The 11,899-nt window shown below is 73.8% G+C and carries 11 protein-coding genes and 2 pseudogenes; 8 read left to right on the forward strand and 5 right to left on the reverse strand.

Annotated features, from left to right (window positions below; genetic code table 11):
* Positions 1-89: 89 nt before the first annotated feature.
* The 3 genes and pseudogenes from WCD58_RS21345 to WCD58_RS21355 all read left to right on the forward strand — a co-directional run.
* Positions 90-396: pseudogene (locus WCD58_RS21345) on the forward strand (helix-turn-helix domain-containing protein); the annotation flags it as partial.
* 55 nt (positions 397-451) lie between these two features.
* Positions 452-1,429, forward strand: a complete 978-nt coding sequence (locus tag WCD58_RS21350; protein WP_337705079.1) for an aldo/keto reductase — start codon at positions 452-454, stop codon at positions 1,427-1,429.
* A 5-nt stretch (positions 1,430-1,434) separates the two neighbouring features.
* Complete coding sequence (locus WCD58_RS21355) at positions 1,435-1,836, forward strand: DUF4260 family protein (protein ID WP_337705080.1); 402 nt, start codon at positions 1,435-1,437, stop codon at positions 1,834-1,836.
* Between the two features lie 9 nt (positions 1,837-1,845).
* Here WCD58_RS21355 and WCD58_RS21360 read toward each other — a convergent pair whose 3' ends face one another.
* Positions 1,846-3,141, reverse strand: coding sequence for an MFS transporter (locus tag WCD58_RS21360; protein WP_337705081.1), 1,296 nt, complete (start codon positions 3,139-3,141; stop codon positions 1,846-1,848).
* Between the two features lie 72 nt (positions 3,142-3,213).
* On the opposite strand from WCD58_RS21360, the gene WCD58_RS21365 reads away from it, so the two are divergent.
* From WCD58_RS21365 to WCD58_RS21380, 4 genes are all read left to right on the forward strand, one after another.
* Positions 3,214-4,089, forward strand: a complete 876-nt coding sequence (locus WCD58_RS21365; RefSeq protein ID WP_337705082.1) for a PaaX family transcriptional regulator — start codon at positions 3,214-3,216, stop codon at positions 4,087-4,089.
* Positions 4,090-4,167: 78 nt separating this feature from the next.
* Positions 4,168-5,529, forward strand: coding sequence for a phenylacetate--CoA ligase family protein (locus tag WCD58_RS21370; protein WP_337705083.1), 1,362 nt, complete (start codon positions 4,168-4,170; stop codon positions 5,527-5,529).
* A 12-nt stretch (positions 5,530-5,541) separates the two neighbouring features.
* Complete coding sequence (locus tag WCD58_RS21375) at positions 5,542-5,748, forward strand: hypothetical protein (RefSeq protein WP_337705084.1); 207 nt, start codon at positions 5,542-5,544, stop codon at positions 5,746-5,748.
* 2 nt (positions 5,749-5,750) lie between these two features.
* A complete protein-coding gene (locus WCD58_RS21380; protein WP_337705085.1) occupies positions 5,751-8,078 on the forward strand; it encodes a bifunctional salicylyl-CoA 5-hydroxylase/oxidoreductase in 2,328 nt (775 codons plus the stop codon).
* Here WCD58_RS21380 and WCD58_RS21385 read toward each other — a convergent pair.
* The 4 genes and pseudogenes from WCD58_RS21385 to WCD58_RS21400 all read right to left on the reverse strand — a co-directional run bounded on the left by WCD58_RS21385 (position 8,075) and on the right by WCD58_RS21400 (position 11,490).
* Complete coding sequence (locus WCD58_RS21385; RefSeq protein WP_337705086.1) at positions 8,075-8,473, reverse strand: RidA family protein; 399 nt, start codon at positions 8,471-8,473, stop codon at positions 8,075-8,077. The genes WCD58_RS21380 and WCD58_RS21385 overlap by 4 nt on opposite strands.
* A complete protein-coding gene (locus WCD58_RS21390; RefSeq protein WP_337705087.1) occupies positions 8,470-9,237 on the reverse strand; it encodes an SDR family NAD(P)-dependent oxidoreductase in 768 nt (255 codons plus the stop codon). The genes WCD58_RS21385 and WCD58_RS21390 overlap by 4 nt, the downstream gene beginning before the upstream one ends.
* Positions 9,238-9,241: 4 nt before the next feature.
* On the reverse strand, positions 9,242-10,066 hold the full coding sequence (locus tag WCD58_RS21395) for an enoyl-CoA hydratase family protein (protein WP_337705088.1): 825 nt from the start codon (positions 10,064-10,066) through the stop codon (positions 9,242-9,244).
* 52 nt (positions 10,067-10,118) lie between these two features.
* Positions 10,119-11,490: pseudogene (locus tag WCD58_RS21400) on the reverse strand (NAD(P)/FAD-dependent oxidoreductase).
* A 132-nt stretch (positions 11,491-11,622) separates the two neighbouring features.
* Between WCD58_RS21400 and WCD58_RS21405 the strand changes: the two are divergent.
* On the forward strand, positions 11,623-11,826 hold the full coding sequence (locus WCD58_RS21405) for a hypothetical protein (RefSeq protein WP_337705089.1): 204 nt from the start codon (positions 11,623-11,625) through the stop codon (positions 11,824-11,826).
* Positions 11,827-11,899 lie beyond the last annotated feature (73 nt).

Here is an 11,899-nt window from a genome sequence, read left to right on the forward strand (position 1 = left end):
GCTCCCGTCCGCCTGCGCCGCGCTCTCCGCACGGGCTACGGAAGTATCACCGACGCGAACCGGACGTTCCAGACGTCATCCTCGGGCGCGTGACCTGGAGTACGCGCGAGCTCGCGGAGCTCGCCGGCACGACCGCACGGACGGTGCGGTACTACCACGAGATCGGGCTGCTCGACGAGCCCGACCGCCGGTCCAACGGCTACAAGAACTACGACGTCGCCCACCTCGCCCGGCTGCGGCGCATCAAGCACCTCGGCGACCTCGGGTTCTCCCTGCCCGAGATCGGCGCGATGGGCGAGCACGACCCCTCCGACGAGGCCCTGCGCTCCCTCGACGCCGAGCTGGCGGCCGCCGTCGAGCGTCTCCAACGGGCCCGCGCGGAGCTCCGCACGATCCGGCGGCACCCGGTCGCGGCCGGCCGCCACGAGACCCTCCCGAGAGGACACCGGCCATGCGCTCTGCCCAGCTCGGCGGGCTGACCGTCGCCCGGATCGGTCTGGGCGTGATGGGGATGTCGGCCTTCTACAGCGGCGCCGGCGAGGACGACGCCGCGTCGATCCGCACGATCCACCGCGCCCTCGACCTCGGCGTCGACCACGTCGACACCGCCGAGGCCTACGGCCCGTTCACCAACGAGGAGCTCCTCGGGCGCGCGCTGCGCGGCCGTCGCGACGCGGTGGTGCTGGCCACCAAGTTCGGCTTCGTGTCGCACACCGGACGCCCCGAGGGCGCGCTCGACAGCAGCCCTGCGAGCGTCCGGGCCGCGGTCGAGGGCAGCCTGCGCCGGCTGGGCACCGACCGCATCGACCTGCTCTACCAGCACCGGGTGGACCCGGCCACGCCCATCGAGGACACCGCCGGCGCGCTCGCCGAGCTCGTCGCGCAGGGCAAGGTCCGCCACATCGGGCTCTCCGAGCCCGGGGTCGAGACCATCCGCCGCGCCCACGCCGTGCACCCGGTCGCCGCGGTTCAGTCGGAGTACTCGCTGTGGACCCGGGACCCGGAGGCCGAGGTGCTCCCCGTCCTGCGCGAGCTGGGCATCGGCCTCGTGCCGTACTCCCCGCTCGGCCACGGCTTCCTCACCGGCACCATCCGCTCCGAGAGCGACTACGGACCCGACGACTGGCGTGCGACCAACCCCCGGTTCACCGGCGAGAATCTGCGCAGCAACCTCGTCATCGCCGACCGCGTGCAGGCGGTCGCCGCGGACGTCGGCGCGACCCCGGCCCAGGTCGCGCTGGCCTGGCTCCTGTCCCGCGGCGACGACATCGCCCCCATCCCCGGCACCCGGCGCATCGACCGGCTGGAGGAGAACCTGGCCGCCGAGGACGTCACCCTGGCCCCGGAGCAGGTCGCCGCCCTCGACACGCTCGCACCGCCCGCGGGCACCCGTCACGACGAGGCGCAGATGCGCCTGCTCGGCGGCTGACGGCGATGAGCACACGGACCCTGCAGCGGGTCGAGAGCGCGGTCGTCGCGGTCGTGGCTGTCGTCGCCGCCGTCGCGTGGTACCCGTCGTGGTGGTGGGTGCTGCTCGCCGCGTTCCTGCTGTTCGACCTGTCGATGGTGGGCTACGTGCGGTCACCCGGCGTGGGGGCGGCCTGCTACAACGCCGTGCACACCTACGTCTGGCCCGGGGCGCTCGCGGTCGTCGCGATCGTGACGGCGGCACCCCTCCCGCCCCCGCCCGTCTCGACCGCGGCGGGTGTCGCGGCCTGCGCGTGGGCCTTCCACGTGGGTGTCGACCGGATGCTCGGCTACGGGCTCAAGCTCCCCGAGGGGTTCGACCACACCCACCTCGGTCGGACCGGGAAGCGAGCGGCACCGTCGTCGTGATCAGGACAGTCAGGATCCCGCGGTGGCTCGACCGGGCACCAGGGCCATCAGCACCGCGCCGATCACGGCCGGGATCGCGAAGGCCAGGAAGTTGGCCTGGAAGCCCCACCCGACCGACATGATCAGCCCGCCGTAGAGCGGCCCGGCGATCGCGCCGAGGCGGCCGACGCCCAGCGCCCAGCTCAGGCCGACGGCGCGGAGGTGCTCGGGGTAGAAGGTCGCCGTGTAGGAGTTGACGATGATCGTCGTCCCGATCGTGCAGGCGCCCGCCACCGCCACCAGCGAGAGCAGCAGCACGGTGGGCAGCGGGACCATGAGCAGGAGGATCGACCCGGCCGCGGCGAGGAACATGCCGGTGACGACCGGGCGCGGCCCGATCCGGTCCGCGAGGGTGCCGAACAGGGGCGCGCCGAGGATCGCGCCGAGGTTGAGCGCGAGCAGGAAGCCCAGCGCCGGGCCCAGCGGGTAGCCGGCCTGCCGCATGATCTGCGCGAGCCAGGTGTTGAGCCCGTAGACGAGCAGCAGGCCCGCGGCGGTCCCGCCCCAGAACAGGAACGTGCCGACGCGGTTCCGGTGCGCCAGGAGCTCCCGCAGGCCGCCGCCCGTCCGCCCGGCCACGGGCTCGGGGACGTCCATGCCGTAGCGGGCGGCGACCTCGGCCGCCTCCTGCTGCCGCCCGCGTCCGACCAGGTAGACCACCGACTCGGGCATGAGCGCCCACACCACGACGACCAGCACGGCGCCGACGAGCGCGCCGGTCCAGAACATGGACCGCCAGCCGAGCGCCTCGATCATGACGATCCCGCCGAGGGCCGCGAGCACGCCGCCGACCGAGTAGCCGGAGAACATGAGCGCGTTCGCGGCGTTGCGGCGGCCGGGCGGGGCGAACTCGACGGTGAGCGCGATGGCGGTCGGCACCACGCCGCCCAGACCGATGCCGGCCACGAAGCGCGTGAGCAGGAACAGCTCCGGGATGGGCGCCAGCGCCGAGAGGCCCATCGCCACGGAGAACCAGGCGATGCACAGCACCATGAGGCGCCGGCGCCCGATGCGGTCGGTGAGGTAGCCCGCGACCAGGGCGCCGAGCAGCATCCCGACGAGTGCCGCCGCGCCGATCCGCCCGCCCTCGGCGGCCGTGAGCTGCCACTCCCCGCGGAGGAGGGCGGGGAGCACGGAGCCGTAGACGATCAGGTCGTAGCCGTCGACGACGATGGCGAGCCAGCACAGCCCGATCACGGTGGCGCGGGACCGGACCCGCGGCGGCGCGCCCGCCACCGGGGCGGCACGGCTGGCGGGATCCTCCATGGCACGCTCCTCGGAGTCGACCGTCGGATGCTGCGATCATGACGCCCGTCACGTGCGCGCTACGCTAACGCCGTGTCAGATGCGGGGGCAAGGTCCGATTCGCCGGGTTCACGGGAGGAGGGCGACGAGGGGGTCGTCGGCTCCCGGGCTCCCCGGGCCCTGATCGTCACCCTCTACGGCCTGTACGGGCGCGACCGCGGCGGGTGGATGTCGATCGCCGACCTCGTCGCCCTCATGGCCGACCTGGGGGTCGACCAGCAGGCCGTCCGGTCGTCGATCTTTCGCCTCAAGAAGCGCGGACTGCTGGTGGCCGAGAAGGTCGACCGGGCCGCGGGCTACCGGCTCTCCCCCGACGGCGAGGCGATCCTCGCGGAGGGCGACACCCGGATCTTCGCGCGCACCCGCGCCGCGGTCGGCGACGGCTGGCTGCTGGTGGTGTTCTCGGTGCCGGAGGCCGAGCGGGACAAGCGGCACACGCTGCGCACGACGCTGGCGCGCCTCGGGCTGGGCACGGTGGGGCCGGGGACGTGGGTGGCCCCGGCGCACCTGGAGCCGGCCGTGGTCGAGGCGCTCGAGCGGGTCGGCCTGCGCGGGTTCGCCGACCTGTTCGTGGGCGCGCACGTCGGGGCGGCGTCGGTGGGCGAGACGGTGGCCGGCTGGTGGGACCTCCCGGCCATGGAGATGCTGTACGCGGAGTGGGTCGACCGGTGCGCGCCGATCGGCGCCCGATGGAGTGCCGGGGACGCCCCGGACGCCCAGGCCTTCGCCGACTGGGTCGACACCGTCACGGCGTGGCGCCGCCTGCCCTACCTCGACCCGGGCCTGCCGCCGGCGGCGCTGCCCCCCGACTGGACCGGCCTGCGCGCGGAGGCCCTCGTCGCCGAGCTCCGCGAGCTCCTCGCGCCGCGCGCGCGCCGTCACGTCGACCGCGTCCTCGCGAGGGCTTGACCGGCACCGAACAGGTCGTAGTGTGTTGTCGTGACCACCGCAACGTAGACGCAATATTGGTCCCGACGGGAACCCGCCATGGCCGACCAGCCCTTCTGGAACCCCAAGACCGAGACCCTGCCCCGCGAGCAGCTGCGCGAGCTCCAGCTGGCCAAGCTGCGCCGGCAGGTGGCGTGGGCCCGGTCCCGCAGCCCGCACTACCGGCGCACGCTGCGCGACGTCGATCCCGACCGGCTGCGGAGCTGGGACGACCTGGACCGCCTCCCGTTCCTGACCCGCGAGGAGTGGATGGCGGGCCAGGAGACGCACCCGCCGTTCGGTGAGCTGCCGGTGGTCGGGCCGGAGGCCGCGATCCGGGTCCACACCACCAGCGGCACCTCCGGCCGCATGCCGCTGCGGGCGCTGGACGGCCGCAAGGACTGGTCGTGGGCCGCGGAGATGTGGTGCTACGCGTTGTGGGGCGCCGGGGTGCGCCCGCACGACGTCGGGTACGTCGCCTTCGGCTACGGGTCCTTCATCGGGTTCTGGGGGCTGCACGGCGGGCTCGAGAAGCTCGGGGCGCTCGCCGTGCCCGGCGGCGCCCAGACCACCGCCAGCCGGGTTCAGCAGATCGTCGACTTCGGGGCGACGGTCGTCGCGTCGACGCCGACGTACGCGCTGCGGCTGGCCCAGGAGGCGGAGTCCCTCGGCGTCGACCTCCCCGGCAGCGCCGTCCACACGCTGATCCTGTCCGGCGAGCCGGCGGGCTCGATCCCGGAGACCAAGGCCCTCATCGAGCGGGCCTGGGGCGCGAAGGCGTTCGACACCGCGGGGATGACCGAGGTGTCGACGATCGTGATGTTCGAGCCGGCGAACCAGCCCGGCGGCTGCCACGTCATCGAGGACCACTTCATCGAGCAGGTCGTCGACCCCTCCACGGGCCTCGAGGTGGGCTACGGCGAGCGCGGCGAGCGCGTGTGCACCTCGTTCGGCCGCAGCACCACCCCGCTGATCCGCTACCGCACCGCCGACCTCGTGGTGAAGGTGCCGGGCGCGACCGCCGGGAACGGGCGCACCTTCGACCTCTACGAGGGCGGGATCATCGGCCGCGTCGACGACATGAAGCTCGTCCGCGGCACCAACGTCTACCCCGGTGCCATCGAGGCCATCGTCCGCGGCCACGCGGGGATCGAGGAGTTCCAGGTGCGCCTCGAGCACCTCGACGGCCGGGACGAGGTCATCCTGCTCGTCGAGCCGCACCCCGCCCTGCCCGAGGACGGCTGGTCCGCCCTCGAGCGGGCGCTCGCCACCGACCTCGCCGACGCCCACGAGGGCCTGCGCTTCCTGCTCCGGCGCGCCGAGACGGGATCGCTGCCGCGCTTCGAGCTCAAGGCGAAACGCCTCACCGACCTCCGCGCCGAGCAGCGCGCCGCGGCGGGCGTCCCCGAGCTGTCCGTGTAGGGGGGAACCTCCATGTCCGACGCCACCGACCTGCTCGGCACCCCGCTGACCGACGACGAGCGCGCGCTGCTCGCCTCCTACGACGGCCTGCGCGCGCTGCTTCGCACCGACCTCGCCCCCTGCGCCGCCGCCGGCGTCCGTGCCGCCCTCGCCCACCTCGGCGTGGTCGTCACGGACCTCGGCCTGCGCTACGACCACCTGCTCGACGACGGGGTCTGACCATGGCTCCACCGAATCGACTGCCGATCCGGAGGGTCGCCTCGATCGGCGGCGGCCCCGGGGGTCTGTTCACCGCGATCCTGCTGAAGAAGGCCCACCCCGACCTCGCGGTCACCGTCTACGAGCGCAACGCCGCCGACGACACCTTCGGCTTCGGGGTCGTGTTCTCCGAGGAGACGCTGCAGAACATCGCCGACGCCGACCCGGAGTCGATCGCGCGCATCCAGGCCGAGTTCCGCCACTGGAGCGCCATCGACGTCGACTTCCTCGGCACCGTCGAGCGCTCCGACGGCCACGCCTTCGCCGCCCTCGAGCGCCGGCGCCTGCTGCAGATCCTCGGCGAGCGCGCCCGGGAGCTCGGCGTCGACGTCCGGTACGAGACGCCGGCGCCGGCGCTGGCCGACCTGCGCCGCGAGAACGACGTCGTGCTCGCGGCGGACGGCGTCAACAGCCCCACCCGCCAGGCGCTGGCCGACGACCTCCGCCCCCGCACCGAGGGCCGGACCGCGCGCTACGCCTGGTTCGCCACCGAACGCCCCTTCGACTGCTTCACCTTCCTCATCGTCGACACCCCGTACGGGCTGTTCTGGGCGCACATCTACCCCTTCGACGACACCCGCTCGACGTTCATCGTCGAGACCGACGAGGCGACGTGGCGCCGCGCCGGGCTCGACGCGTACGCCGCGGTGCCGCGGAGGCCGGGCGAGAACGACGAGGCCTCGATGCGGTTCTGCGAGGAGGTCTTCGCCGAGCACCTCGACGGCCACCCGCTGATCGGCAACAACTCCGGCTGGCTCGCCTTCACCGTGATGCACAACGAGCAGTGGTCCACCGGCGAGGTCGTCCTCGTCGGGGACGCCGCGCACACCGCGCACTTCTCGATCGGCTCGGGCACCAAGCTCGCCCTCGAGGACGCGATCGCGCTGGCCGGCGCGCTGGATCGGGAGCACGACGTCGACGCCGCGCTCAAGAGCTACGCCGACGAGCGCCGGCCGGAGGTCGCGTCGCTGCAGCGATCCGCGCAGACCAGCCTCGAGTGGTTCGAGGGGCTGCCGCGCTACCGGCACCTCGCGCCCGAGCAGTTCGTGTTCCAGCTGCTCACGCGCAGCCAGCGCATCACCTACGACAACCTGCGGCTGCGCGACCCCGACTACGTCGCCCGCCTCGACGCCTGGCTGGCCGGCCGGACCCGCGCGTCGGGTCTCGAGGTCGCCGACGGCACCCCGCCGATGTTCCACCCGTTCCGGCTGCGGGACCGCGTGTTCCCGAACCGCATCGTCGTCTCCCCGATGGCGCAGTACTCCGCGGTCGACGGGATGCCGACCGACTGGCACCTCGTGCACCTGGGCGCCCGGGCCACGGGCGGCGCCGGACTGGTGATGGCCGAGATGACCTGCGTGACGCCCCAGGGCCGCATCACCCCCGGCTGCCCCGGGCTCTGGAACGACGCCCAGCAGCAGGCCTGGACGCGCATCGTCGACTTCGTCCACGACAACAGCGCCGCGCTCATCGGGATGCAGATCGGCCACTCGGGGCGCAAGGGGTCGACCAAGGTGATGTGGGAGGGCATCGACGACCCGCTCGAGTCCGGTGGGTGGGAGGTCCTCGCGCCCTCCCCGCTCCCCTACCGCCCGGACAGCCCAGTGCCGCGGGAGATGACGTCCGAGGACATCGAGGACGTCGTCGCCGCCCACGTCGCGTCGGCGCGGCGCGCGGCCGCGGCGGGCTTCGACCTGCTCGAGCTGCACTACGCCCACGGCTACCTGGTCTCGAGCTTCCTGTCGCCGCTGTCGAACCGGCGCACCGACGCCTACGGCGGCTCGCTGGAGAACCGCGCGCGGCTCGGGCTGCGGATCCTCGACGCGGTCCGCGAGGTCTGGCCCGACGACCGGCCGGTCAGCGTGCGGATCAGCGCGACGGACTGGGTCGACGGCCTGGAGGGGATCGGCCCGGGCTTCTGCGGTGACGACGCCGTCGCGCTGGCGGCGATGCTCGCCGAGCACGGCGCGGACGTCGTCGACGTCTCCACCGGGCAGACCTCCACCGACGCGGCGCCGAGATACGGGCGGCTCTACCAGACCCCGTTCGCCGACCGGATCCGTCAGGAGTGCGGCGTCCCCACGATCACCGTCGGCGCCGTCGCGTCGGTGGAGGACGCGAACACGATCGTCGCGGCCGGCCGGGCGGACCTGTGCGCGATCGCGCGCCCGCACCTGGTCGACCCGTCCTGGACCTGGAACGCCGCGCTCGACCAGGGCTACGAGGGGGTCGCCGTGCCCAAGCAGTACCTCGCGGGCCTCTCGGCGCGGCGTCGGGAGCAGCGCCCCTAGGAGGCGACGCAGGCGGTCCCCTGCACCTCGACCAGCGCCTCGGCGTCCCAGAGCCGGGCGACCCCGATCCCCGCGACCGCGGGGTAGGAGCCGCCGATGAGCTTCTTCCACACGCGCCCGAGCTCGCGGGAGTGCGCGCGGTAGTCGTCCACGTCGACGATGTAGATGGTGAGGCTGACGAGGTCGGCGGGCGTGCCCCCGGCGGCGCGCAGGGCGGTCACGAGGTTGCCCAGCGCCTGCTCGAACTGCTCGACGACGGTCTCCCCGACGATCACCCCGTCGGCGTCCAGCGCGGTCTGCCCGGCAAGGTGGACGTTCTCGCCGCCGGAGGTCCGCACGGCGTGGGAGAAGCCGGAGGGCGTCGCGAGCTCGGGCGGGTTGATATGGGTGATCATGACTGCACGGCTCCTCCGTCGACGTTGATGCCCTGGCCGGTCACCGCGCCGGTGGCGACGCAGAAGGCGACGGCGTCGGCGACCTCGCCGGTCGCGATGAGCCGACCGATGGGCTGGCGGCGCGCCAGGGCGTCGCGGGCCTGCTCCTCGGTGCGCCCGGAGCGCTCGCTGATCGCGCGGACGGTCCGGTCGGTCATGGGGGTGTCGACGTAGCCGGGGCAGACCGCGTTGACGGTGACGCCGCTGCTCGCGAGCTCGGCGGCGGCCGAGCGCACCAGCCCGAGCACGCCGTGCTTGCTCGCGGTGTAGGCGGCGACCTGCGCCTCGCCGCGCTTGGCGACCACCGACGCGATGACCACGACCCGCCCCCACCGGCGCTCGAGCATGGCCGGCAGCGCGCGGCGCAGGCAGCGGAACGGCGCGGTCAGGTTCAGCTCGATCGCGCCGCGCCAGTCGTCGTCGGTGGTGTCGACGAGGGCTTTGCCGGAGCCCGACCCGGCCGCCGCCACCAGCACCTCGACCGGCCCCCACGCCTCCTCGACCGCGCGGTACATCCCCTCGACGCCCTCGGCGTCGGTGACGTCGGCGGGGACCGGCAGGACCTGCCCGTCGTTCGCCCGGATCGATGCGGCGACCGCGTCGAGGTCGTCCTCGGAGCGCGCCGCCAGCGCGACGCGGTGACCGTCGGCGGCCAGGCGCTCGGCCACCGCGGCCCCGATGCCGCTGCTCGCGCCGGTCACCAGGCAGACCCGGCCCGAGGTCATCGGGTCATCGCCCCGTCCAGCGCGGGTCGCGCTTCTCGGTGAAGGCGGCGTGGAACTCGGCATGGTCGTGCGTGGTCATGAGCAGCGCCTGGGTCATCGCGTCGAGCTCCATCGCGGCACCGAGCGGCATGTCCATCTCGCGGGTGACGAGCGACTTGGTCTGCGCGTAGGCCAGGGTCGGGCCGTCGGCGAGCCGGCGGGTCAGGCGCGAGCAGGCCTCGTCGAGCTCGTCGTCGGCGACGAGCTCGCTGACCAGGCCGTACCTCTCGGCTGTGGCCGCGTCGACGGTGTCGCCGAGCATCAGCATCTGCGTGGCGCGGCCGGCGCCGACCACGCGCGGCAGCAGGTAGGCCGCGCCCATGTCGCCGCCGGAGAGCCCGACCTTGGTGAAGAGGAAGGCGAACCTCCCGGACTGCGAGACGATCCGGAAGTCGGACGCGAGCGCCACGACGGCGCCGGCCCCGGCGGCGACGCCCTGGATGCCCGCGACGATCGGGATCGGGCACTCGCGCATCGCCTTGATGACGTCGCCGGTCATCTTGGTGAAGGCCATGAGGTCGCGGGCGTCCATGCGGATGAGCTCGCCGATGATCTCGTTGACGTCACCGCCCGCGCAGAACGCCTTGCCCTCGCCCAGGATCAGCAGGACCCGGACGTCGCCGCGCTGGGGCAGTTCGTGGAGCAGGTCGCGCAGGTCGGCGTAGCTGTCGAAGGTCAGCGGGTTGTACTTCTCGGGCCGGTTGAGCCGGACGGTGGCGACGCCGTCGTCGACCGCGAAGTCGAAGTGCTCCCACTCGCCGGTGAGGGGCGCCGAGGCACGGAACGGCATGGCCCCACCGTATGACGGTCGTTCCACGACCGTCAACGCAGCGCTATACGCGCTACTCGCCGGACGTGATCGACCGCTCCGGCGGGAACGACATCCGCGGGTGGTGGGGCACCTCGGGCGAGGACGAGTCGAGGGGCACCGAGGGCGAGCGCACCAGGCCCAGCTGGGTGGTCTGGCGCCCCAGGACGGCGTCGTGGAGCCAGTCCGACGCCGTGCGCACGCGGTTGCCGGGCATCGAGAGCAGGTGGTAGCCGCGGGTGATCACCTTCGCGGGGAAGCCGGCGAGGCGCAGGTGCAGGGGGTTCGCGGCGGCGTCGGTGCTGCCGAGGTCGACGAGGAACCCGAGGTCCCGGTGCCGGTAGGGACGGCGCCTGCCGTGGCCCAGCGACGCCGCGACGTTGCGCCCCGCGAGCCTGCCCTGGCGTTCGGCGTGCTGGGCGGTCATCGCCGTGGAGCGGTCGGGGTGCTTCGGGTCGGGGACGGCGGCGGCGTCGCCGCAGGCGAACACGTCGGGGTGGCCGGGCACGTTCAGGGCGCGGTCGACGACGACCCGGCCCTCGGCGAGCTCGAGGCCCACGTCCTCGATCAGCGGGTCGGGGCGGACGCCGACACACCACGCGAGCGTGCGCGTCGGCACCTCCTCGCCGCTGCTCAGGCGCACGCCGTCGGCCGTGGCCTCCTCGACGGTCTCCCCCCGTGCGCACCTCGACCCCGCGTTCGCGCAGCACCCGGTCGGCGGTGGCGCCGAGGTGCGGGTCGAGGCCCGAGAGGACCTTGCCCCTGCTCACCAGGAGCCAGCGGACGGCGTCGTCGCCCAGGCCCCGGGCGCGGGCGAGGTCGCGGGTGAACAGCTGCCCCTGCGCGGCGACCTCCGTGCCCGTGTAGCCCGCGCCCACGACGACGAAGGTGCACCGGGCGCGGCGCTCCTCGGGGTCCTCGGCCTGCGCGGCCAGGTCGATCTGGCGGATGAGGTGGTCGCGCATGTACAGGGCCTCGGGGATGCCGCGGAAGCCGTGCGCGTACTCGCTCAGTCCCGGGACGGGCAGCAGCTTGTGCACGCTGCCGACCGCGAGCACGAGGCGGTCGTAGGTGGTGGTGTGGTGGCGGCCCTCCGGGTCCATCCACCGCACGGTCCGCTCGGCGAGGTCGAGGGCGTCGACCTCGCCCTGGGCGTGCGACACCGTCGCCGGCAGCGTGTCGGCCAGCGACACCGAGATGCGCCGCGGCTCGAGCACCCCGCTCGCGACCTCGGGCAGCAGCGGCAGGTAGAGGAAGTAGTTGGTCGGGCTGACCAGGACGATGTCCACGGCGTCGCCCATGCTCCGGGCGAGGGACTTCGCCGCGTGGTAGCCCGCGAACCCGCCGCCCACGACCACCACCCGCGGACGGGAGCCGGTCTCGTCGTGCCGCTCTGCGCGCGTCATGGGGCGGGCTTCCCCGGCGGGTGGTGACGGCGAAACGACGCTCGCCGCAATCGCTTACGGCCTCACCCGGCACGCGATGCTCGAGGGGAATGAGGTGGTTCACCGGACACGCAGCGTGCATGCTTGTCCACCATGACCGCTGCGCCGCACGACGCCGAGGTCCCTGGCGAGCAGGGCACGGATGCCGCTCGCCCGCAGGTCCACCTCGACGGGACCTACGACAACCCGGTGCTGAGGGTCTTCCGGACCGCCGAGTGGATCCCGCCGGCGTACCGCCAGGCCTACCTCGACGGCGCCGCCGCCGTGCTCGGCACCGAGCGCCTCGACGACCGCTGAGGCGCGGACGGTCCGGACCGCCACGGTTTCGCGATCCGGCCGGATCGGGCAGGCCCATCCCATCGGTCCACCG

Origin of the sequence: Actinomycetospora flava, assembly GCF_037400335.1 — a bacterium.
Taxonomy (GTDB): domain Bacteria; phylum Actinomycetota; class Actinomycetes; order Mycobacteriales; family Pseudonocardiaceae; genus Actinomycetospora; species Actinomycetospora flava.